Origin of the sequence: Paraburkholderia sp. HD33-4, assembly GCF_021390635.1 — a bacterium.
Taxonomy (GTDB): Bacteria; Pseudomonadota; Gammaproteobacteria; order Burkholderiales; family Burkholderiaceae; genus Paraburkholderia.
The window spans coordinates 1,643,941-1,667,494 of sequence record NZ_JAJEJS010000001.1 but is presented as its reverse complement, the minus strand read 5'-3'; the positions used below and the strand labels follow the sequence as shown (position 1 = coordinate 1,667,494).

Annotated in this window: 19 protein-coding genes; 4 read left to right on the top strand and 15 right to left on the bottom strand. The window is 62.2% G+C overall.

Going from position 1 to position 23,554, the window contains the following annotated elements:
- Positions 1-6: 6 nt before the first annotated feature.
- Genes L0U84_RS07330 through L0U84_RS07320 form a run of 3 tightly spaced genes read right to left on the bottom strand, consistent with a single transcriptional unit; the run spans position 7 to position 3,256 of the window.
- On the bottom strand, positions 7-1,323 hold the full coding sequence (locus tag L0U84_RS07330) for an ABC transporter substrate-binding protein (protein WP_233848908.1): 1,317 nt from the start codon (positions 1,321-1,323) through the stop codon (positions 7-9).
- A 40-nt stretch (positions 1,324-1,363) separates the two neighbouring features.
- A complete protein-coding gene (locus L0U84_RS07325) occupies positions 1,364-2,284 on the bottom strand; it encodes a carbohydrate ABC transporter permease (protein WP_233848906.1) in 921 nt (306 codons plus the stop codon).
- 30 nt (positions 2,285-2,314) lie between these two features.
- A complete protein-coding gene (locus tag L0U84_RS07320; RefSeq protein WP_233848904.1) occupies positions 2,315-3,256 on the bottom strand; it encodes a carbohydrate ABC transporter permease in 942 nt (313 codons plus the stop codon).
- Between the two features lie 260 nt (positions 3,257-3,516).
- Here L0U84_RS07320 and L0U84_RS07315 point away from each other — a divergent pair, with 260 nt between their 5' ends.
- Together L0U84_RS07315 and L0U84_RS07310 are read left to right on the top strand one after the other, a co-directional pair.
- Positions 3,517-4,932 (top strand): alpha-glucosidase/alpha-galactosidase, encoded by a 1,416-nt coding sequence (locus tag L0U84_RS07315; RefSeq protein WP_233848902.1) that lies wholly within the window; start codon positions 3,517-3,519, stop codon positions 4,930-4,932.
- A 9-nt stretch (positions 4,933-4,941) separates the two neighbouring features.
- Positions 4,942-6,006, top strand: a complete 1,065-nt coding sequence (locus tag L0U84_RS07310; protein ID WP_233848900.1) for a LacI family DNA-binding transcriptional regulator — start codon at positions 4,942-4,944, stop codon at positions 6,004-6,006.
- 237 nt (positions 6,007-6,243) lie between these two features.
- On the opposite strand, the gene L0U84_RS07305 is transcribed toward L0U84_RS07310, so the two are convergent.
- Both L0U84_RS07305 and L0U84_RS07300 read right to left on the bottom strand, forming a co-directional pair.
- Entirely contained in the window at positions 6,244-7,548 is a 1,305-nt protein-coding gene (locus tag L0U84_RS07305; RefSeq protein ID WP_233848898.1) for a purine-cytosine permease family protein, read from the bottom strand.
- Positions 7,549-7,576: 28 nt separating this feature from the next.
- Positions 7,577-9,037 carry an amidase gene (locus tag L0U84_RS07300; protein WP_233848896.1) on the bottom strand — a complete coding sequence of 487 codons (1,461 nt, stop codon included), beginning with the start codon at positions 9,035-9,037 and terminating at the stop codon, positions 7,577-7,579.
- 191 nt (positions 9,038-9,228) lie between these two features.
- Here L0U84_RS07300 and L0U84_RS07295 point away from each other — a divergent pair, with 191 nt between their 5' ends.
- A complete protein-coding gene (locus L0U84_RS07295; RefSeq protein WP_233848895.1) occupies positions 9,229-9,990 on the top strand; it encodes a response regulator in 762 nt (253 codons plus the stop codon).
- Here L0U84_RS07295 and L0U84_RS07290 read toward each other — a convergent pair.
- The 3 genes from L0U84_RS07290 to L0U84_RS07280 form a co-directional block, all read right to left on the bottom strand.
- Positions 9,909-12,275, bottom strand: coding sequence for an ATP-binding protein (locus tag L0U84_RS07290; protein WP_442794027.1), 2,367 nt, complete (start codon positions 12,273-12,275; stop codon positions 9,909-9,911). The two genes, L0U84_RS07295 and L0U84_RS07290, sit on opposite strands and share 82 nt — an antisense overlap.
- Before the next feature lie 65 nt (positions 12,276-12,340).
- A complete protein-coding gene (locus tag L0U84_RS07285; protein WP_233848893.1) occupies positions 12,341-13,630 on the bottom strand; it encodes a cytosine permease in 1,290 nt (429 codons plus the stop codon).
- A gap of 313 nt (positions 13,631-13,943) precedes the next feature.
- Positions 13,944-14,879, bottom strand: a complete 936-nt coding sequence (locus L0U84_RS07280; RefSeq protein WP_233848891.1) for a LysR family transcriptional regulator — start codon at positions 14,877-14,879, stop codon at positions 13,944-13,946.
- Positions 14,880-15,039: 160 nt separating this feature from the next.
- Here L0U84_RS07280 and L0U84_RS07275 point away from each other — a divergent pair, with 160 nt between their 5' ends.
- Positions 15,040-15,963 carry a LysR family transcriptional regulator gene (locus L0U84_RS07275; RefSeq protein ID WP_233848889.1) on the top strand — a complete coding sequence of 308 codons (924 nt, stop codon included), beginning with the start codon at positions 15,040-15,042 and terminating at the stop codon, positions 15,961-15,963.
- A gap of 122 nt (positions 15,964-16,085) precedes the next feature.
- On the opposite strand, the gene L0U84_RS07270 is transcribed toward L0U84_RS07275, so the two are convergent.
- From L0U84_RS07270 to L0U84_RS07240, 7 genes are all read right to left on the bottom strand, one after another.
- Positions 16,086-17,540 (bottom strand): NAD(P)(+) transhydrogenase (Re/Si-specific) subunit beta, encoded by a 1,455-nt coding sequence (locus L0U84_RS07270; protein ID WP_233848887.1) that lies wholly within the window; start codon positions 17,538-17,540, stop codon positions 16,086-16,088.
- Positions 17,541-17,861: an NAD(P) transhydrogenase subunit alpha gene (locus L0U84_RS07265; RefSeq protein ID WP_233848885.1), complete on the bottom strand. Its 321-nt coding sequence runs from the start codon at positions 17,859-17,861 to the stop codon at positions 17,541-17,543. It abuts the gene before it with no gap.
- A gap of 12 nt (positions 17,862-17,873) precedes the next feature.
- Positions 17,874-19,031: a Re/Si-specific NAD(P)(+) transhydrogenase subunit alpha gene (locus L0U84_RS07260; RefSeq protein WP_233848884.1), complete on the bottom strand. Its 1,158-nt coding sequence runs from the start codon at positions 19,029-19,031 to the stop codon at positions 17,874-17,876.
- Between the two features lie 95 nt (positions 19,032-19,126).
- A complete protein-coding gene (locus tag L0U84_RS07255) occupies positions 19,127-20,305 on the bottom strand; it encodes a DUF3500 domain-containing protein (RefSeq protein WP_233848875.1) in 1,179 nt (392 codons plus the stop codon).
- A 154-nt stretch (positions 20,306-20,459) separates the two neighbouring features.
- Positions 20,460-20,867 (bottom strand): hypothetical protein, encoded by a 408-nt coding sequence (locus L0U84_RS07250; RefSeq protein WP_233848873.1) that lies wholly within the window; start codon positions 20,865-20,867, stop codon positions 20,460-20,462.
- A gap of 163 nt (positions 20,868-21,030) precedes the next feature.
- Positions 21,031-22,002 carry a quinone oxidoreductase family protein gene (locus L0U84_RS07245; RefSeq protein WP_233848871.1) on the bottom strand — a complete coding sequence of 324 codons (972 nt, stop codon included), beginning with the start codon at positions 22,000-22,002 and terminating at the stop codon, positions 21,031-21,033.
- Positions 22,003-22,076: 74 nt separating this feature from the next.
- The gene (locus L0U84_RS07240; protein WP_233848870.1) at positions 22,077-23,540 is read right to left on the bottom strand and encodes an FAD-dependent monooxygenase; all 1,464 of its coding nucleotides are present in this window, start codon (positions 23,538-23,540) and stop codon (positions 22,077-22,079) included.
- Between the last annotated feature and the right edge of the window lie 14 nt (positions 23,541-23,554).

The window sequence follows — 23,554 nt, the reverse complement described above, 5'->3', positions numbered from 1 at the left end:
CCTCCGTTAGTCCCGGACGAGTTGATTGACCTGCGCGTTTGCGGCCTTCATGGTCGACGCGGCATCAGCCTTGCCCATCAACACCGACGTGACCGCGTTGCTGATGACCTGATCGACCTGAGCGCCGTTGTCGCCGATCGGTGGCAGGAACGTTTTCGATTTCGCCATTGTCAGGAACGCGGACGAATCAACACCTTGCGCCTTCTGCGCGTCGACTGTCTTCTCCGCCATCCCCTTGAGTGACGGGAACACGACGCCTCGAGAGGCGACCCTATTCTGGCACTCGGCCGATCCCATGTATTTCACCCATTGCCACGCCTGATCTTTGACTTTCGAGCCCGACCAGATCGAATCCGCGAGTCCATTGAACATCGTTGCTCGCGTGCCGAGCGGACCGGTGGGCAGCGGCACCCAGGCAGTCGGGAACTTCGCGTTCTGCTTGAAGTACGTGATCATCCACGATCCCTCGGGCACCATCGCAACCTTTCGGGCAACGAACATCGCGTCGGAACCGAGCGCTTTCGTATTCTGGATGCTGTCTGACAGCCCCTTTGCTGGGAGACTGGCAAGATATCGAAGCGTGTCGGCGAGCTTCGGATCGTCGTAGGCGTACTTCGCGTCCCACGGCTTCGGCTGCAACTGCAACCCGTCTGACACTGCGAAGAAGCTCCAGGTGGTCTGCCCCGTCATGTTGATGTCGGCCGGCGTCTGATAGCCGTACACGGCAACCCTGGTCTTGTCGAATTTCGGATCGAGCGCGCTCACACCGTTCCTGTCGACCGTCAGCTTGCGCACGATGCCTTCGAAGCTTCCGCCGTCCTTCGGATTCCAGGTCATGTTCTGCAGATCGGTCAGCGTCACGCCCGCCTTCGTCGCTGCGTCCATGTTGACGATGAAGCCGATCGTGTCCCAGTCCTTTGGCAATCCGTACTGTTTTCCATCTCGCCCCCATATCTGGTAGAGGCCGTTCGCGTAGGCGCTGGGGTCGACCTTATCACGCTGAATGTAAGACGTGAGATCGACGATCTGACCGTTCTTCGCAAACTCGGGGTATTTGGCGAGATGGTTGGTAAACACATCGGGTGCAGTCCCTGACACGAAGCCGGTCGCCAGCGTCGTCCAGTAGTCGGACCAGCCGATCTGGCTAAACTTGATCGTGATGTCCGGGTGTTGTTTGTGGAAATCAGCCGCGCATTGCTGATACGCGGGCATCTGGTTCGAATCCCAGAGCGCATAGCGGACGTCGACCGCCGAGGCACTCGCGGCCGTGAAACCCAGCGCGGCAGCAACGGCGCAGATCATGGCGTGACGATGAAAGGACATGGTTTGTCTCCGGTACTGACTTTTGAAGGAAGGGCAGGCATCACTTGCCGCCGCTGAATTGCACCGATTCGACCACGCGCCGGCCGAAGGCGACGAGCAGCACAATGGTCGGCATGATCGAAATCACCGTGGCCGCCATCAGTCCGGTCCAGTCCGGCTGGCCCTGCGGCGTCTGGGATTTGAACGCCTGCAGCGCGACGGGAATGACTTGATGAGCGTCGTCCTTCGCGACCAGGTACGGCCAGAAGAACTCGTTCCACATGTTGATGCCGGTCAGCATCGCGATCGTGACGATCGGCGTCAGGCTCAACGGCAGCACGATGCGCACGAAGATGTAGAAATGTGATGCGCCGTCCAGCAATGCGGCCTCTTCGAGATCGCGAGGAATCGACAGAAAGAACTGCCGCAGGAAGAACACCGAGAATCCCTGCATCAGACAGAACGGAGCGACCATGCCGGTCATGGTGTTGAGCCAACCCAGCTCCTTCATCAGAATGAAGTTCGGAATGAAGGTCACGACCGTCGGCACCATCATCGAGCCGATGAACAGTCCGAACAGCACGCTGCGCCCCGGAAAGCGAAGCCGCGCGAATGCGTAGGCAGCCATCGCGCTGCAGGTGATCTGCATGACCACGATGATCGTGGTGAACAGAACCGAATTGCCCAGCGCCTTCAGAAAATCGATGTCGGCACCCGAGCCGCCCGCGGCAAGGCTCTCGTCGACACTCATCAACCCCAGCACACGCTTGAAGTTCGCCAGCGTCGAAGACCCGGGCAGAAGGTTCGATGATTGGCTGAAGAGATCAGCCGGTGGCGTGAGCGCGGTCTTGATGGCCATCCAGACCGGCGTCACCGTAATCACAAGCATGATTGCGAGCAGCATCCACGCGATCACACGCCCAGGTGACACCGTGAAGCGCGCGCGGGTCGGGGCGGATATTGGCATTGCGACTTGATTCATTGCGTCCTCTTTCAAGAGTCGTGCAGGCACTCAGGCCAGATCGTTCTCAGCCGCGCGCATCACGCGCATCTGAACCACCGTGTACAGGAGCATCAGCACACACAGCGCCATCGACATCGCGGATGCGTAGCCCATCTTGTAGTACGTGAATGCGTTCTGGACGATGTAGTAGACGAGCACACGCGTCGAGTCGAGCGGCCCGCCCTGGGTTGTGACGGCGATCGTGTCGAAGATCTGGAACGAACCGGTGACGCTCGTGACCAGTACGAACACCATCACGGGCCGCAGCAGCGGCAGCGTGATCCGGCGGAAGATCCGCCACTCGCTCGCGCCTTCCAGCGCCGCCGCTTCGTACAGGTCGCGTGGGATGTTCTGAAGACCGGCCAGAAACAGCATCGCGGTCAATCCCATATGACGCCAGATGTTGACGGCGGCCACCGTGACGAGCGCCTGGCCGGCATCGCCGAAGAACGGCTGGCGACCGAGTCCGATCGTGTCGAGCGCTGCGTTGACGACACCGAGCATCGGGTCGAGCATCCACAGCCAAAGCATCGCAACCAGCACGTTCGACAGCAGATACGGGAGCAGAACGATGGATTTGACAAACACGGACTTCGTCAGGCGATCCATCGCAACCGCCAGAAACAGGCCGAGCACCGTCTGCATCGGGATGTTCAGCGCGACGTAATACGCCGACAGCTTCATTCCGTTCCAGAACTGGCCGTCCGACAGCATCTCCGTGTAGTTCGCGAGGCCGACGAAATGCGGCGCGCGCATCAGATTCCAGTCCGTGAAGCTGATCTCGATCGCACGCAGCGTCGGCCACGCATAGAAAACGAGAAATCCGGTCAGTGCGGGCAATATGAGGGCCCAGGCGGTCCACATTTCGGCACGGCGCATTCGGCCGCTAGACCAGGTCCGGCGCAACGTGCCTGACCGGTGCTCGACGAGGGGCTCCGAGAGCGAATTCATGCGGTCTGTCTCCTGAGAAGGGGCCGTCGGCGAGACGATGAAGAATGGGCCTGTCAATCGCCGAACTAACCCGCGTTAGTGCCGCTACTTTGCTGGATCCGCGATCGGTGGAACAATGCGTGAAAACCCCTGGCTAACGCGCTTTAGTTTTACGACCTTTACGCCTAGAATCCGCAATTGTTCGTGTGCCGTTTCGCCCGGGGCTGGCTGTGCGCGAAGCTCGCCGCCCGAGTCCCATACCACCCTTTTTCGAGTCCTCCATGAAATCACGTCGTCTTAAAATCGCGCTGATCGGCGCCGGCAGCATCGTCTTCGCCCGCAACCTGCTCGGCGACATCCTTTCCTACCCGGAGCTCGCCGATTGCGAAATCGCGCTGCATGACATTGACGAACACCGGCTTCGCCTCGCGGAAAAAGTCGCGCATCGGCTTGCCGGCGTACTGGGGGTCAAGCCGCTGATCACAGCGACGGTCGATCGCCGCAGGGCGCTTGACGGTGCGCGCTTTGCGATCAACATGATCCAGGTTGGCGGATATCGCCCGGCGACGGTGATCGACTTCGAGATTCCGAAGAAATTCGGTCTGGAACAGACGATCGGCGACACACTCGGCATCGGCGGGATCATGCGTGCGCTGCGTACGATTCCGGTGCAACTCGAGATGCTGCGGGACATGGAGCAGGTGTGCGACGACGGTGCTGTCCACCTGAACTACGTGAATCCGATGGCGATGATCACGTGGGCGCTGAACCGGTCGTCAGCCCGCGTGCCAACGATCGGGCTTTGCCATAGCGTGCAGCACACGGCGCATGAACTCGCGGATGACCTCGGTATCCCAGCCGACGAGATCGAGTATCGCTGCGCGGGCATCAATCACATGTCGTTCTATCTGAAGTTCGAGCGTAATGGCGAGGACCTGATCCCGAGGCTCAAGCAGATTCATCGCGATGGCACGATGCCGGACTGGAACCGCGTCCGCTATGAAATGCTCGCGCAGCTGGGTTACTTCCCGACTGAATCGAGCGAACACTTCAGCGAGTACGTACCCTGGTTCATCAAGAAGGACCGCGCGGAACTGCTGAAGAAGTACAACATCCCGCTCGACGAATATCCGGGCCGCTGCCAGATCTTCGAGCACGCATGGCCGTATATCGAGCAGGAACTCGAACGCCCCGGTTCACAGGATGCGGACACGCTCGTGGCCGAACTGGCGGCTGCGCAGATTCATGTGATGCCTCGGGAGCGTGAGAACGCATCGCGCCTGCTCGAAGGTCTCCACACCGTCAGGCGCTCGGTCGAATACGGCAGCGGCATCATCCATTCGATCGTTACCGGTACACCCCGCGTCGTGTATGGCAACGTGCTCAATCAACACCTGATCGACAACCTGCCGCAAGGCTGTGCAGTCGAAGTACCCTGCCTTGTCGACGCGAACGGTGTGCAGCCGACCCGCGTCGGCAAGCTACCGCCGCAACTCGCTGCACTGATGCGCACCAACGTCAACGTCCAGGAACTCGTTGTAGAAGCGATCCTCAGCCAGAATCGCGAGCACGTGTATCATGCGGCCATGTTGGACCCCCATACTGCGGCGGTGCTCGATCTGGAGCAGATCCACGCGATGGTGGACGAGTTGCTCCTCGCGCACGCCGACTACCTGCCGGCGTATCTGCACTCATGAAACGGACTGATGGCTGAAATCAGCAAGCACCGCCCCACTGCCGCCGAAGTGGCACGCCTCGCCGGCGTGTCACGCACGGCGGTTTCGTTCGTCCTCAACAACGTGACCGATCAGGGAATCAGCGCCGCGACCCGTGAGCGGGTATTGCAAGTCGCGCGAGACATAGGGTACGAGCCAAACGCTGCCGCCCGGATGCTCGCAAGCGGCACGACCGGCACGGTCGCATTGGTGATACCGAAGGCATCGCATCTGTACGTGGACGCGTTTCTTGCGCAACTGGTCGCCAGCATCAACGAAGAATGCCATCGCCGTGGGTTGAAGCTGCTGATTGAATCGACCGGAGACGAGGGGCGCGAGCCCGGCGCGTTCGTCAACCTGGTCAAAACGCGCAGCATTGACGGACTGATCGTCGTCAATCCGCGCACCGGCGAGCATGAGCACCTGCAGCGGATACACGACGCCGGCATTCCGCTCGTGGTATTCGGTCGTGCAACGGCCCATCTGGAACATTTTCAGACCATGGGTAACGACACGGGGCGTTCCGCCCGGATCGCCACGGAGCACCTGCTGCATCTGGGCCACGAGCGCATCGCGTACGTCAGCTTCGCGCCGCGCGAATACCATGCCGTCAGCGAACGCGAGCAGGGTTGGCGCGACGCGCTCGAGGCACACGATATTCATCCTGGTTCGACGTGGATCGAATATGCGGACATCGACGCGCAGAGCGGCTATGTCGCAACCCAGCGCCTGCTCGCAAGTCAACTCGACTTCACAGCGCTGTTCGCCGGTAACGACACGATCGCTTTCGGTGCCATCAAGGCGCTGAACGAGGCGGGTATTCGCGTGCCGCACGACGTGGCGCTCATCGGTTACGACGATATTCCGCTCGCCGCATTCGCCAGTCCCCCGCTCACCACCATGCGCTCCGATCCGATCGAGCACGGCAAGGAAGCCATGCAGATGTTGCTCGACCAGATGGAACAACGCACGCGCCGCCGGTCAGGACATCGGGTGGAACGCGTGGCGAAGCTGATCGTTCGCGAATCCTGTGGTGCAACGCTACGCACTGCGTGAACATCCGGAATCTGGTCAACGGACGCGTTGTATCTCGTTTGGCTGTTACGGACCAGATGCATCGTTACCCCGGGACGGTGCCGCGCGCGACTGCGATCCGATCAGGCAATGCCGTACGCGAGAACGACGGATCTGAACCGCGGACACCGCGTGTGTGGATCTGAAAGCGTCACGCGTACTGCAGGATGCGCTCGCCGTGCGCCGCGGCCTCGTCCGCCACGGCGACCGGTCTCACGTCTAGGCAGCCTCCCCCCTCTGCCGCACAACGCGTGTCGATTTTGGTGACAACGCGAAGTACACGACGCCACCCACCAGCATCCCCGCGACCGCTTCGGGAAACCACGGCGCTATCTCATGCACGCAGATCGCGACGATCGCCCCGCAAGCCCAAGCCACGAAAGCACTGCCTCGGAAGTTCGGCACTTCCTCGTCGGACGAGTAGTGCCGGACCATCAACTGATCGACGATGATTACTGCACCGATCGGCGGAACGAACACGCCGAGCAAGTTCAGCCAGTTCAGGATCAGGTGCCACACTCCGGCCACCGCAAATACCCCGCCGAGCAGGCCAAGTGCGATGGTCATCGTGCGCATTCTTCGCTTCGCGATGCGCCCCCAACCTACGGCACCGTTGTAAAGGCAATGCGTGCACACCGAACCTAGATTGACGAATACGAACACGAGCGCGATCACCGACAGCACGCCGCCATGACTCGTCAGCACCGACATGAAATCGCCACCGCTCGTCGCAGGCGCGGACGCTGCGCCCGCGCAGACAATCAACATGCCGACCAGTTGCGCAATCATGTTCGCGAACGGAAACGCGGTCAGCGTCGCATAGACCGCGCTCCTGCCATCCTTGGACCAGCGCGTGAAATCGGCCGTCATGGTGCCTGAATCGGCGAAGGTAGCGACCACGAGCGTCACCGCGCCCCCGAACGACATCACGCTGCCGGCGCCCGCGCCGTCGTACTTGAGTACCGACAGGAGCGGATGGTCGGCGCCGATCGTGACGAGCGCGACAATTGCAAGGATCACATACATCGGCGCCGCGATCATGCCGACGATCGACAGCGCGCGGATGCCCATAAAAGTCACTGCTGTGAAGAGTAAAGTCGCGCCAATGATGGTCGCCGTTTCGTTCCAGCCAAACGACTCGTGCACCGTCGTGCCGGCGAGCCCCGTCTGAAACGCGTACCAACCGACGACGACCGTCGCGAGAAAGCCCGACGTGATCACATAGCCTTTTCTGCCGAACGTGCGTTCCGCCTGAAGCGCGAAGCTTCGGCCGGTGTTGCCCGCGATATAACTGAGCGTACCGACGTATGTGAGCAGGATCGCGTTGCCGATCGAAATGGCGATCAGCGCGCGCAAAAAGCCGAGGTTGTAGGCGATGATGCCGCCGAATACGGCATTCGTGATGATCATCGGGAAACCGAACCAAACTGCGGCCACCGATGTCAGCGAACGGCGATGCGAGAGCGGGACGGGTTGATTCTCGAACTCTTCGTCGAAACCGTGTTGCTCGATCAGATTGCTCATGATTTGCCCCTTGTCTGTGTGAATCGTTTCACTGTGCGAGCCCGAGTTCCTTCAGCAACGGGGGGCATGCTTGACGCCATGGCCGCGCCTTCTCAAATGCCGCGGAAGCACGCAGTACGAGTGGGTCGTCCAGATGCCGGCCGACGATCTGCAGGCCGACAGGCAAGCCGTCGCTCGTGAATCCCGCCGGCACCGATGCGGCCGGCTGTCCGGTCAGATTGATCGGATAGGTGAACGACAGCCACTGCGTCGTCGCGACCATCCGGCCCTCGATGATTTCCGGGCCCTGCATGTGCACGGGAAACGGCGGCACGGCCAATGTCGGCGTGAGCAGCAGGTCGTAGTTCGCCATGAAGCGCCACATCTTGTTGACGAGCGCCTTGCGCGTCATGTTCGCGTTGGTGAAGTCTTCCGCGGTCCACGGATGGTTCAGGAATGCGACCAGATGCGGCGACATCTGCTTGCCGTATTGCTCGACCATGGCGCGCATTCCCTTGAGATCGGTGTCCATCGCGACGATGGCCCAGAACGCGTCGAACGGATCGCTCCAACCCGGGTGAGCGACTTCGACCGTGCAGCCGAGGTCGCGCTCGAACACGCGCACGGCCTCATCCACCACCTTGCGCACTTGCGGATCGACTGCCGCGTAACCCCAGTCCGGACTATAGGCAACGCGCAATCCCTTGAGGTCGCCGTCGAGCGCCTTCATCCAGTCGAACTCGACGCGCGGAAGAGAGTGGCGGTCTCGCGAATCGGGACCGGCGATCACTGACAGCATCAGCGCGCTGTCGACAACCGTGCGGCTCATCGGGCCGAGGTGCTCCAGGCTCTCCCAGCTCGACACACCGGGATAGCGCTCGTCGCGGCAGCCGGGATAAAGCGGCACGCGGCCCATCGACGGCTTGATGCCGTAGATGCCCGAGTGCGCGGACGGAATGCGGATCGAGCCGCCGCCATCGCTGCCGATTGCGAACGGCACTTCTCCGCTCGCCACGGCCGCACCGGAGCCAGCGCTGGAACCGCCCGGCGTCATCGCCGTATTCCAGGGATTGCGCGTGGTATCGAAGACGGGGTTATGGCCGACGCCGCTATAGCCAAACTCCGGCACGTTGGTCTTTCCGACGATGATGGCGTCGGCTTTCTTCAGACGTTCGACCACGACATCGTCTTCGTCAGGCACGAAGTCTTTGTAGGCCGGTGACCCGGAGGCGGTGCGGATGCCCGCCGTGCACACGAGATCCTTGATGCCGACCGGCACACCCGCGAGCGGGCCGACTTCGTCTCCCCGCGAGAGGCGCGCATCAACCTCGCGCGCCGCGTCCCGGGCGCTTTGCGCCGTTACAGTGCAGAACGCATGAATCGACGGCTCGACTGCGTCCATGCGCGCAAGATGCGCATCGACGACTTCCACCGCCGAAAGCTCCCTTGTTCGTACCAGCCGTGCAAGCGCGACCGCGTCCATGCCACAGATTTGCTTTTGCAGGTCCATCTCCATCTCCTGTTGAAGTGTCTCCGATGGCTTCACTATCCGGCGATCATGTGAACGCGTCTGCTATGCCAATTGAACAAGCTATGGCGGTTTGTTAAAATTTGTGAACAGCGAGCGTCAAGGCGCTGCATGGATGCAGCGGATCGCGAATGCAGCGACGTCGCGCAGGCAGAACCTTGGGGAGAAATCACATGCAGCGGACGAAAAGCGGCGAACGTATCGCCGTGGTGGACGACGACCCGTCCATCCGCGAAACGCTGGAAGGCTTCCTGGAAAGCGAGGGATACGAGATCGATTGCGCAGCCGACGCCGACGAACTCGATCGCGTGATGCGCATGAAGCCCGTGGACCTGGTTCTGCTCGATATCCGCTTGCCGGGACGCGATGGCCTTTCGCTCACCCGCGAGCTGCGAGCCAAATCCGAGATGGGCATCATCCTGATCACCGGGCGCAACGACAAGGTCGACCGCATACTCGGTCTCGAATACGGCGCGGACGATTACATCGCCAAGCCCGTCGACGAACGCGAGTTGCTGCCCCGCGTGCGCAACCTCCTGCGTCGCGTCGGCCATAGCCACAGCGCATCGCTGAGCGCGTCGTCGACGCTGTCGTTCGGACAGTTTCTGCTCGATACGCGCTCGCGCATCCTGAGCGATGGCGGTGGCCGGACCGTGCCGCTAACCACAGCCGAATTCAACCTGCTTGCCGTACTGGTACGCAACGCTGGGCAGGTCATGTCGCGTGAACGGCTCATCTCAGCGACGCGGCGCAGGCGTTTCGAGTCGATGGACCGCACGATCGACACGCTCGTGCGCCGGCTGCGTCGCAAGATTGAAACGGACCCCGACAATCCTCATCTGATCAAGACCGTTCACGGCACCGGATATTTGTTCGCCGGATCGGCCGGAGACGACGACAAAGAGGCGCGCACATACCGCTCCACGTCGCGGTAGAGCGCCACGACTGTCGACGCGGCATCCGCGATCTCCAGCGCGCCGCCTCCCTGCGCGATGCGCTCGAGTTCTGCCGCGGCATCTGCGAGTTGCGTGAACCGCAGATTCGATGCGGCGCCCGCCAGCTTGTGCGCACGCTCGAGGACGTCGGCGAAGTTGCCGTGTGCGCAGCCTGTTGCGATGCCTTCCAATGCGTCGCGGGCTGTCTGCGCGAAAGCGCGAACGATTCGCACGGTGCGCTCGTCGCCGAGAGACTGACGCAATTCGCGGATGCGCGCCGGTTCGGTCACGTCCGCCGCTTGCGCCGGCTGCGCGACCGCTCGCAACGCCGCGCGCAGCTTGTCCACGTCGACGGGTTTATCGATCACCCCATCGAGGCCGCGCAACAGATAAAGCGGCCGCTCCGTCGGCAAGGGGTTCGCGGTCAAGCCGACAATGGGGACCGCGTGCCCGCGCGAGCCTTCCTTCGTGCGGATGGCGGCGGTCACGGCGAGGCCGTCCATTACCGGCATGCGAATGTCCATCAGGATGAGATCGAACTGCTTCGTCTCGAGAACCTCCAGCGCTTCCTTACCGGACGCCGCCGACGTGACGCTGCATCCCTCGGCGCTCAACAACTCGGCCACGATGTCGCGATTGAGCGCGACGTCGTCGACCACAAGCACGCGCAAGGCGAGCTCCGCTGGCGAGCTCCTCTCTTCCGCCTGCGCTAGTGTGAACGGCAACCGCACGACGAACGTCGAGCCGTGTCCGACTTCACTGCGTACGGAGATCGTGCCGCCCATCGCTTCGGCGAGCCCCTTGCTGATCGCCAGTCCCAGTCCGGTGCCGGGGAAGCGCCTCTCGCGACCGGTTTTCGCCTGCGAGAAAGGTTGAAACAATCGCGGGATGATCTCCGGCGCAATCCCGATGCCGGTATCCGAAACTTCGATGACGATGTCGGCGGTATCGTCGCGGTGGTCCGCCACATCGATCTTCACTTCGATCTGTCCGGCTTCCGTGAACTTGATGCCGTTGCTGACCAGATTGATGACGATCTGCTGCAAGCGCGCCGGATCGCCATAGACGGCGGGCGGCAGCGGAGCAAGCGTGGTGACGCGGACCAGCAGTCCCTTCTCTTCAGCGGCGGCGCTCGCCAGCGTCGCGGCGCCCGTGAGCGTCTCGCGAATGTCGAACGAGCGCTGCTCGAGACGAACCTGCCGCACCTCCAGCAACGCGAGATCGACTATATCGTTAATGATCGCCGCAAGCGTCCGGCCCGCCTGAATCATGCGACGCACGATCTGCGCGGCGCCGTCGGGCAGGTCGTAGCGCTCCAGCAATTGCGCGAGACCGAGGACGCCGTTGACGGGCGTTTTGAGTTCGTGACTTATCATCGCAAGCGATTCTGACTTCATCCGCGCGAGTGCTTCAGCCGCGTTTTTCGCTTCGAGGAGTGCCGTCTGCGCCTGGTTGCGCACGGTGACATCGGCCACGCTCGCAATGATCACGCGTTTTGATCGCACCAGCAGCGATTGCCTCGAGACCAACAAGTGGCGAACGGCATTCGGACGGCCGCCGATTTCGAACTCAGTCGTTTCAATCGCACCGGCCGTGTCTTGCCCGGACGTGAGCCAGGCATACAGCTGCGCCTCCCGCCGCAATGCGCTCTCGAGTTCGCTCAGCGAGCCCGGCGCTTCGTCGACGAAGAGTTCGAGCGCCTGACGGTTCGCGAATTCGATATGCCCTTTTGCATCGCTCAATAGCAGCGGGACCGGCGATGCATCCAGCAACCTGTGCACGGAGTAGTCACTTAGCCGGCTCTCGCGCACAAGCAGCAGCAGACAGGCAAGGAAGAAAACGCCCACGATGTCCATTGACAGGCGGCCCGGCAAGCCTGTCGCCAAGGTTGCCAGCGGCGCGGTGGAGACTACGGCGATGCCGTTCCCCTGAATCGACGCAAACAGTCTGCCCGCGCGGATCACGAACCGCCCCTTCGTATCCTCGAGGCTCGCCTTGCCATCAGTCATGTCGCGACAACGCGAATCCTGAGCGCATTCAGCGGGTGAGCGCATTACAACCGTCGTTTGAAGCGGCCATGCAGCGATACCCGCGATTGCGTGACCTGACCGAGGCTCGCCCAAATCGAGCCACTGTGCTGCGCCTGATGGCACGTCCCCGCGGCCCGCAGCCCTCTCGAACTGGATCGCTAGCCGTGCCTCGTGGCGTAGCAGATTGTCGAGCGCGTCCTTGCGCGCCTGAAACAGCAGAAAGGCCAGAGACGATATCAGTACGATCACGACCATCGCCGTGCGGGCCTCGGCGGGCGGCCGTGGCGTGAGCGTTCGTGGGCGCAGCCCGAACATGCGCATCAGTCCAGCGCTTCCGCGCCGGCGGTCGCGCGACCGAGATCGGCGCCGAGCCGATGCGGCGCCAGACTAGCGAACAGCAGGTAAAGACAGCCGGCCACAGGGGCGCTGACCAGAGGCGTTACCGCGCCGGGCGCCAGGCGCTCGCACGCAAAGGAGACGCCGATCCCCGCTGCCGCGGCGAGCAGTGCGGCAGCGTTGACCAGCGCAGCGCGCGTGCGCGAGAACCCGATCCGCACGCGCAGCACGTAGAAGTCAGCGATGATCACGCCTCCGATGGGCGCGGCAAGCGCGGTCAACAGGAGCGTCCAACTGGACACATCGCCAACTGTATTCGTCACGGCGAGCAGGATCCCTAGCAGCATCGCCGACACGGACACCACGGCCCAGCTCAGGCGTGGGAAAGCGCTATTGAACGTCACGCCGGCGTTGGTCAGACAAGCATCGGAAGTCGTCCAGTTCGAAACGACCACAAGCAACAGCAACACCCGAGCGAGCACGTTGTTCGGCTCGAAAAGTTCGATGACGCGGATGCCTGCGGCCGCGATGAAAACGCCGAGAAGGAGGAACGGCAGATTGGACAGCAGAAATCCGTACGCGGTGGCTTGCACGGCTTCATTGCCGGTACGACAGTAACGCACGATATCGCCCGTCATGGTGCCGCTGACGACGAACGTGCCGAACGCGATGCACACGCCGGTGCCGAAGGGCAATGCGCCGCCGATGGGACCGTCGAGCAGCACGGTGAATTTCGGCACGAGAAGGTGCGTGAAAACGAGGACAGCGAACAGCGTCATCGCCGGTATGGCCATTGCGGTCATATTGAAGCCATGACTCACGCGCACGATCGCCGGAACCGCGAAGAGTACGCCGACGATGCAGATGGCGAAGGTCAGGCTCATTGGCACATGCAGCGCGGCGAAGAATATGGCGGCCGTGAGCGCGACATGAAACGCGTACCAGCCGGTCACGAGCGTTCCGAGCAGCGCGCCCGGAACCACTGCGCCCCAGCGGCCGAACACGGCTTCGAGGACGAGTTGCGAGCTTAGGCCCCAACGGCCGGCGGCAAAACCGATCGCAGCCGAGTAAATGAACAGAATCCAATTGCCAAGGACAGCGGCGAAGAGCGCGTCGAGCGTGCCGAGCGAGGCTTGCAGATAGCCGCCGACGATGATCGACGCAAACGCCGAAGAAAAGCCGGACCACGCTATTGCCGGGAAAATCAATCCGCGGCGGCGTGGCAGAGGAATAGGCCGGGCGCTGCCGTCGTTCGCTCCGCGCAGAGGCTTCATGTGCTGTTGGTCCTTCCTGGTCACGCGAATCATCGGACCGAGACCGGTCTGGACGGGAACCCGCGCCGCGCGCTTCGATCGACTCTATCGGTTCGCGTGACTGGGCGCGATGCCCAGCCCACGGCCAACGGTCGCTCGCCGCCCCCGCTAGCGTCGATCACCGCCCAAATCCCCGATCGCTTGAGCATGATACATCGCCAGTGCTTACTATCGCCGGATACTGGCGACCGACGGCGACATGGAACGCGTGGCTATACCTGCACGCACCTCTGCAGTCTCCGGCATGGGAGCACGCACGAGATCTGCGATGGCTTCATTGCCGGCTCTTGGCGTTGTACTGCTGAGGCTTGCTGTGCCCCAGAAAGCCTGGCCGGGACGCCATGATATGGTCCATCAGTGCCTTCTGAAATTGCGACAGCACTTTGTCACGACGGTGAATGAGGAAAAGGGGAACCGACATATCGAGCCCAGGCGTCCGGACAACGGACAGTTCACCGCGTTCAATGTCTGCCCGGATTGCGGACTCGAGAAAGAAACACAAGGCCAGGTCGCGTTTGACAGCGTGCTTCTGTGATTCCGGATGGCCAAACTCGAGGACCACGTTGCGCGTATCGATCCCATGTGCGCGCAACTGCGCGTCTTCGAGTTCGCGACGCACGATACGGCGTGGCGCGCTGACGAATGGCAGCCCGGCCAGTTGCCGCGGCAGCGCGACGGCGCCGATCAGTTTGCTGTCTGGCGCGCTTGCCAGCAGCAACGCTTCTTCCCACAGCGTGTGAACGGTGAGATCGTCACGATTCTCGGACGGATGCATGACGAGCACCGCAAAATCGCACGCGCCGGTGCGTACCGCATCCAGCGCCGCCTGAGGGTTTGAGCTCTCGATGCTAACCAACCCCTCGGGATGAACCGCATGGAAGTCGGAGACGAGAGCAGGCAGCAGATAGGAGCCTGGCGTCATTGACGCGGCAATGACTGCACTCCCGGCGGGGCCTTCTTCGAGCCCCGACAACTCGCGCTCCATCTCGCGCGTGCGCGTAAGGACGTCATTCGCCCACTTGTACACGCGCTCCCCTGCATCAGTGAGACCGATGTTGCGGCCGACGCGCTTGACGAGCGAGACGCCGAGTTTTGTCTCCAGCCCCCGCAGATGAGCGGTGACGACCGGCTGCGCCACGCACAGCCGGTCGGCCGCGCGCGTCACGCTCTGCAGTTCCGCGACGAGGCAAAACACTTCGAGCTTTTGCAACGTGAAATAGGGGTCGAAGGTACGCATTCCACAGGCCTCCCAATCATAGCCATGCGACTATGGGACATAGCCGTTATTTGTATTGGAAGTATATATTGGCGAATCCTATGATTCACGCACTCAGTGACGTCTATCGTAGCGTGATCATTTTGGGGAATGCATGGATCGGATGGCCAGTGTCACCTCCTTTGTCCGCGTCGTCGAGAGCGGAGGCTTTACCGCGGCGGCGCGCCGCCTCGACCTGTCGACAACGACGGTCAGCAATCACGTCCAGGCGCTCGAAGAGAGCCTTGGCGTGCGTCTGCTGAACCGCACCACGCGCCGGGTGGGTCTAACGGAGATCGGCCGCGAGTATTACGAGCGCTGCTCACAGATCCTGCAGAAGCTGGCCGAAGCGGACGAGATTACCAGCGCGCTGCAGGTCACTCCGCGCGGACGGCTCCGGGTTCGATGCCATCAGACACTGGAGCGGTCGATCGCGCCTGTCGCTGCCCGTTTCGCGGGCGATTACCCGGAAGTCTCGCTGGATTTCCAGACCGATGCGGTGACCGGCCCGGTCGATCCCGCGCAAGAGGCATTCGACCTTTCGATCATGCCGGCATCACCTCCAGATTCGAGCCTCGTCAGACGAACTCTCGCGAAATGGCGCTACGTACTATGTTGCGCACCGGCTTATCTCGAAGCGCACGCGACACCTGATCATCCGGCCGACCTGGCTGACCACAACTGCCTGCTTTACGCTCATTCAATTTATCGCGATGAGTTTCATTTCGTCGATCCCACCGGAAATCCCACGAGCACTCGCGTGTCGGGCAACATTGTCACTGCCAGCATCACTGTACTGCGCGCGGCTGCAGCGGCCGGACTCGGATTGTGTCTATGTCCCCCGTTCGTCGTCTCCGATCTTCTCGTCTCCGGCGTGCTGATGCCGTTGCTGCCCGACTACCGAACCCAGGAACTGGAGATCGTCGCGCTCTACCCACATCGGCGCCAGTTGAGCACCAAGGTCCGGCTGCTCCTCGACATGCTGGTCGAGCGGTTTGCCGAAGAGCAGCAGTGGCTCGGCGCCACGGCTGACTGGTAAGACTGGAATAATCGCCACGCCTTCTGCGTGCTCAGGTGTCTGCCGCGTTTGCACAGGTCGGCGAATAGTGGCGAATAGTGATGCAGCGGCGCTGCGCGGTTCAGTCACAGCGCCGCCGCCCATCACGCGGCAGCCTTCGCCATATCCTCGATCACCTTCTTGGCGTCGCCGAATACCATCATCGTCTTGTCCATGTAGAAGAGGTCGTTGTCGAGACCGGCGTAACCCGCCGCCATCGAGCGCTTGTTCACGATGATCGTGCGCGCCTTGTACGCCTCGATGATCGGCATGCCTGCGATCGGTGACTTCGGATCGTTTTTCGCCGCCGGATTCACCACGTCGTTCGCGCCAAGCACGAGCACCACGTCGGTCTGGCCGAACTCGTTGTTGATGTCCTCCATCTCGTACACGAGGTCGTAGGGCACTTCGGCTTCGGCGAGCAGCACGTTCATGTGGCCCGGCATGCGGCCCGCCACCGGGTGGATCGCATAGCGCACGTCCACGCCCTTTTCGACGAGCTTGTCGGTGAGCTCTTTCAAAGCATGCTGTGCACGAGCAACAGCAAGGCCGTAGCCCGGCACGATCACGACACTCTCGGCATTGCCGAGCATGAATGCAGCGTCATCCGCAGAACCCGACTTCACCGGACGCTGCTCCTGCGTACCGCCCGCCGCGTCCGCGCCCGGCTCGTTGCCGAAGCCGCCGAGAATCACGTTGAAGAACGAGCGGTTCATCGCCTTACACATGATGTACGACAGGATCGCACCCGACGAACCCACCAGCGAGCCGGCGATGATCAGCATCGGATTGTTCAGCGAAAAGCCGATGCCCGCCGCCGCCCAGCCCGAGTACGAGTTCAGCATCGACACGACCACGGGCATGTCCGCGCCGCCGATCGGAATGATGATCAGCACGCCGAGCACGAACGCGATGATCGTCATGATGATGAACGGCAGCCACGACTGCGTGAGGAAGAACAGCACACCGAAGCCGAGCATCGCTAGCGCGAGCATCAGGTTGATCAGATGCTGGCCCGCATAGAGCACGGGTGCGCCCTGAAAGAGCCTGAACCTGTATTTGCCGGAGAGCTTGCCGAAGGCGATCACGGAACCTGAGAACGTAATCGCGCCCACGAACGTGCCGATGAAAAGCTCAATGCGATTGCCATGTGGCAGGAAGCCCGGATACGGCGCAGCCTCGGTGACCAGCCCGAACGCAGCCGGCTCCGAGACCACCGCATAGGCAATGCACACCGCCGCAAGACCGATCAGCGAGTGCATGGCCGCGACAAGTTCGGGCATCTTCGTCATCTCGACGCGCGCCGCGACATAGGCGCCCAGACTACCGCCCACCACGAGCGCCGCGAAGAGCAGCGCGAGGCCGAGCCCGAGGTCGGAGCCGAACTGCGAGGACTCGTTTACGATCAGCGCGAGGGTCGTGAGAACGGCAATCGCCATGCCGACCATGCCGAACACGGCGCCCGCGCGCGCGCTTTTCGGATTCGACAGGCCCTTGAGCGCCTGGATGAAGCACACCGACGCCACCAGATAAAGCAGCGTAACCACATTCATACCCATTTATGCGCCCTCCTTCAAGGCGGCTTTCTTCGATTCTTTCTTGCGGAACATTTCGAGCATGCGCCACGTGACGCGGAACCCGCCCGCCACATTGACCGCCGCGAGCAGCACGGCACTCGTGCCGAATACCTTGCCCGGAACCCCGACGGTGAGTCCCGTCGCGAGCATCGCGCCTACGATCACGATGGCAGAGATTGCATTGGTCACGGCCATGAGCGGCGTATGCAACGCGGGCGTGACATTCCAGACCACGTGATAGCCGACGTACACCGCAAGAACGAAGATGATCAGATCGATGACTGTATGGTTGACGATTTCCATCGCCGTTCTCCTTTATCGCTCGACCTCGCACGCCACTTCGGTGTGGCGCGTGAGGAGGGTAGCCGCAACGATGTCGTCGGCCGTGTCGATGTTCAATGCGCCTTCCTTAGTGACGATCAGCTTCAGGAAGTCGAGCAGGTTGCGCGCGTAGAGCGCCGAAGCGTCGGCGGGCACCATCGACGCCAGGTTCTTGTAGCCGACGATCGTCACGCCGTGCCGAACGACCACCTTGTCGGGCTCGGTCAGCGGGCAGTTGCCGCCGCGCCGCCCGGTTGCGGGATCGGCGACGAGTCCACGCCCCGCCGCAAGATCAACCACCACCGAGCCCGGCTTCATCGCCTGTACCGTTTCGGCGGGCAGCAGCGTGGGCGCCTCGCGGCCCGGAATCAGCGCGGTCGAAATAACGATGTCGGCCTGCTTCGCCCGCTCGTGCACGAGCGCGGACTGCCGAGCGAGCCACGAAGGCGGCATGGGCCGCGCGTAGCCGCCCACGCCACCCGCCGCTTCGCGTTCTTCATGGGTTTCGAAAGGCACGTCGAGAAACTTCGCGCCTAGCGATTCGATCTGCTCTTTCACCGCCGGACGCACGTCAGAAGCCTCGATCACAGCTCCGAGGCGTCTGGCTGTCGCGATTGCCTGCAAGCCCGCCACGCCCGCGCCTAGAATCAGCACGCGCGCCGCCTTCACGGTGCCGGCGGCCGTCATGAGCATCGGCATGAAGCGCGGATACAAGTTCGAGGCCACCAGTACCGCCTTGTAACCCGCGATGTTGGCCTGCGAAGAGAGCACGTCGAGGCTCTGCGCGCGTGTGGTGCGCGGCGCGGCTTCCAGCGCGAACGCGGTCACACTTGCGTCGGCAAGCCTGCGCGTGTTTTCCGCATTGAACGGATCGAGCATGCCCACCAGCACCGCGCCGCGCCTCATGAGCGCCAGTTCGCCGGCTGCGGGCGAATGCACCTTGAGCACAAGGCCCGCGCCGAAAGCCGCCTGAGCGTCGGCAAGCTCCGCGCCAACCGCCTCATATGCCTCGTCGGGAAAGCTCGCGGCCGCGCCGGCGCCTCGCTGGACCGTGACGCGATGCCCGTGCGAGACGTACTTCTTGACCGTCTCCGGAGTCGCGGCCACACGGGTTTCGTTTGCCTGTGTTTCGGCGGGTATTCCGATGTGCATTTTTCGAATTTATTCCGTTAGGTTGACGAAGCATCTGCCAATCCGGATGACGCCTATGCTCGCACTCACCCGGTGCCTTGATGACCGATGCGTAGTTACGACTTCCGGGGCGCGTTCGTGTGGGCTCGGTGGTCATTTGCATGACATTGGAGGTAGTGCTGGCGCAGCAGGTCCTTGCCATAATCTTTGCCGTTCGGCGTCCGCACGAGTGTATGGATGTGATCGCGGGACGGCTTGTCGTTGTCGAACACGATGCCGGGTTGATGGTCGAACTCCACAAGGATCACGGGACTCAAGATGCGGTAGTAAAACGGGCTCGTATCGTCGAATGGCCCGATCCACGCGAAATGCGTATCGACCAGATGACGCCTGGCCTCGGCCCAGCGCAGTTCGGAATGTCCGGGGCGGATCTGCCCGATATAGGTAGCCAGCAGCGCTTCGACGCGCTCGCGGCCTTCCGGCGGGAGGTCGTCGTAACGGATACCGCCCGGCTCGAAATGGCGGTTGTCGTTGTATGCACCGGCGAACACCTCCCACGGCAGGTCAGTGCCAATGGTCGCCTGCTGCCGCGCCTCGGCCGAAAGTGCGCGCATCAGTGCATGGCCCTGCTCCTCTTCGGCGGCAAACACGCGCACACCGCTATATTTGCCGAAGCGCGCCAGCACCGGCTCCGATCCCATCAGGATTGGCGTCATGACTAGCTGATCGCCGAGCACGAAGCAATTGATGTTGAGGTGATGGCCGTCGATCTGCCAGCCCCAGGGTTCATTCGGCGACGGCGTCCCGAAAATGCTGATCCAGTAGTACCACTCGCTGTATTCATCGGTCTTGCCCGTGATTTCGAGGGCATGCTCGTTGAGCCGCATGACGTCGCGCGCGGTTCGGTAGCCCGCCTCGCTCATCGTCTCGCGCATCAACGCCAACGCCGCCTCGCGCTGACTTTCGCCTAGATCGGCGAGGCAGATCCCATTGCGAGGGATTAGCCACGGATGGAAGTTGGACCATTGCCGCCACGCCTCGTCATCGATTGCGAGGCATGCGCTGCGCCGCTGCGTGGGGTCCAGACTCGCGACAAAGGCGCGCGCCGCATTCAAAACAGGGGCGACGGAAACTTCGCCGGCCGCGGGCGGGACGAAGCTGTCGGCGAGCGAGCCCGGGTGGCTGATTCCGCGGAACGGCTCGGCCAGGCCGGACAGCGCCATCTCGACCAGCTTCTGCTGCCGAGCCGTCCGCTCGAATGGCCGGGTCGCCGGCGCAGGCGGCCAGTTTCGCAATCCAAAGTTTTTCGTCTCTCCTGCCATGGCATCTCCTCCCGTTGTTTGGGCCGCCACCTGTGGCGCGCCCGGATCAGATCGATCGAGGTCTCGCTGGGCCCCCTCGACTTGCTTACCTATCGAAGTTCGTGGATTCGACAGCGTCGGGCCAACGCTAGCGCCGGCGAACCTCTTGGGCGTCGGCATCGAGCATGCATTCAGCCGCGCCGCCCGCGAGCCCCTTGTAGTAGACATGCACGCCGATGGCGAGCGAATCGTTGCGGATCTCTTGCAGCACGCGCCATGCTTTCGCGGGATTGCGAAATAACAGATAGCGGGACTTTTCGGCAATGAGGCGGGCAACCTGATGCATGCTGTGGCGGTTCAGCGCCTCCACCAGTGCGTCGAGACTCGCGTGCGTGCGCGCGTCGGTGTGCGGATACAACATATGCAGGACCGCTACGGCCTGAGGGGCCAGCGCCGCGGACAGCCCCGTTACGATGTCCTTGTGCGTGATGGACGTTGCCACACGCTCGGCGCCGTCTACTGAATCCACAAAGAGCATTTCAATGTCGATCGTCATGCAAGCGGCTCCTGCGCCTCGTCAAGGAAGCGTTGACGCTTTGTTAGGCAACGTCTGGCGACACGTCCGTTACTGCGAAGGTGATCCGCCGTTTATTCTTCAGGCGTTCATTCCATGACATCCCCGTCAGAACGAACACCCGCCCGAATGAATCAGAGCTTCACTAAAAGGCGATCACACTCGATCCTTTGGTTTTTCTGCTTTCGACGTCTTTGTGAGCCCGAACGATGTCGTCGATCTTGTAGGTTTGCCCAATGGGCACATTCAGGCCCTCCCGTATTTTTTCGAAAAAGGCCGTGGCATAGCGCAACAGGTCGGATCTCGCGCGCGTGTAGTGAATGAATCTCGGTCGCGTCAGATAGACCGAGCCGACCTCGGCCAGGTCGCCAACGGGAACGGGCGATGGGTCTCCGGACGCGGAACCAAAGCTCACGAGCATGCCTCGAAAAGCGAGGCTGTTCAGAGAAGATTCAAACGTGTCCGCACCCACGGAATCGTATGCCACGTTCACGCCTCGGCCGCCGGTAATAGCACGCACGCGCTCCGCGACATTCTCGAGCGTGGAAACAATAACGTGGTCGCAGCCATGTGCGAGAGCGTGGGAGACTTTTTCGCGATTACCTACCGTACCGATGACAGTGGCTCCAATAGCTTTCGCCCATTGGCAAAGAATCGTGCCCACTCCGCCAGCCGCGGCGTGAACGAGCACGAGATCCCCGCGCGCGACGTGGAAAACATCTTTAATCAGGAATGCGGCTGTAATTCCGTGCTGGAGAGCGGCGGCGGCAACGGCAGGCTCGATGTCGGGCGGCAGTTTCACGAGTCGATCCGCCGGGACAACCCTCTGCTCCGCGTAGCTGCCCGGTGGAATGCCCGCATAAGCGACCAGATCGCCCACGGCCAGCTCCGAGCTGTCCGATCTTATCTCTCGAATAACACCGCAACCAGCGACCCCCAGGCCGGTCGGCAAGGGTAATGGATAGTGCCCCTGCCGATGCATGACGTCGAGATAGTTCAGCCCGACCGCGATGTGCTCGATCCGCGCCTCTCCGTCCCTGACAGCGGCGTTTTCTTCTTCGGTAATCACCATGACCTCGGCATCGCCGAAGTGATTGATCTTGACGACTTTTGGCATGATTTACGTCCTGGCAAGCAAGTTGAATTTGGCTCTCGTGCAAACGAGGCGTGGCTAATGAAGCGTGCGGGACACTAGAGCACCCCTGCGGAATAGCCGTCCGGGCGGATCAGCACGGCCGCGGCGCCCTCGAAGAATTTCGGCGGGCGCGCAGCGCTGCGCACCTGAATGACCGACTCTGCGCGTAGTGCGTCCACGAGCGAAACGCTCGCCCCCGTTCCGAACGACAGATGAACCCATCGGCCAGAAGAAAGGAGTTGGTACACCGTGATTTCCGAGCCGTCTTCCCGACTAACCCTGCAATCGGGCGCGCGGATGCCTGCCCCCGCGGTGCGGCTCGTAGTGTGCGTGTCGGAGAAGCCACGCAATGGCCCCGCATCTTCATAGCCGACACTGAAACCCGAGATTTGTCCGGCGATCCTCTCGTTGACGTCCGGAAACGCCAGGCAATCTGAGACCATTTTGCGCAGACCAAGACCTCCCCGGCTGAACGCCGTCATGAGCACGTTTTGGGTCAAGGTGCTGTCGTTGAGCTGCTTGCCGACCGGCCGACGCTCCGCCTCGTAGCTATCGAGCAGCGCCTCATCGGCCTCGCCCTTGATGACGGCGGCGAGCTTCCACCCCAGATTGAACGCATCCTGCAAGCCGACATTCAACCCCTGCCCGCCAAATGGAGCGTGGATGTGCGAGGCGTCGCCAGCGAGGAATATCCGGCCGCTCCGGTAGCGCTCCGCGAGCCGGGTCTCGTTCGAAAAGCGCGAAAGCCAGAACGGGTCGCGCATGTTGTAGTCGGTGCCGAGAATCTTCCGGGTGATGCGGGCCAGTTCGTCCAGCGTCGGCGCCTGCCTGAACAGCGCCGGATCGGTTTCGTCGGGCGTCGTCACCACGATCCGGCTCCGGCCGTCCTCGCCGGGTGGCGCAATGAGGAGGCCGCCGTGCTCGTTGTATTTCGTCATCGGCGTGCCCTCCGGCAGATCGAGCCGGACATCGCCCAGAAGCCAGCCGTGTGTGCCCTCGTGCCCGAGGAACGCGATGCCCGCCTGATGGCGAGTGAGACTGCGTGCCCCGTCGCAGCCGGCCAGGTAGCGTCCGTGCAACTCAAACGGGCCGTTGTCCGTAACGCCTTCGACCGTCACGCCCGAGTGATCTTGCCGAATCGTTTCGGCCTGGTGTCCGGCGAGATATACGACACCAAGTTCTGTTGCGCGCTCCCGGATCAGTTTCTCGGTCGTCGCCTGGGAAATCCTCAGCGTTTGGGGAAAGCGGCTGTCGAGACGCGAATAGTCGAGTTGCGTGTCGAGCATCCCGTAATGCCATTCCGGCTGATGCTTCCCAGCCGCGAGAAACCTGCCGGCGAGACCGCGCAGGTCGAACATCTCAAGCGTGCGGCTGTGCATTGTCCCCGCACGAGATTGAAGCACGCTGTCCTGGCGCCGCTCGATCACCGCCACGCTCGGACCGGCCAGCCTCACTTCGCAGGCCAGCCAAAGGCCGACCGGGCCTCCGCCGACGATGAGGATATCGAAGGAATCCGTCATATCAAACTCCCGTA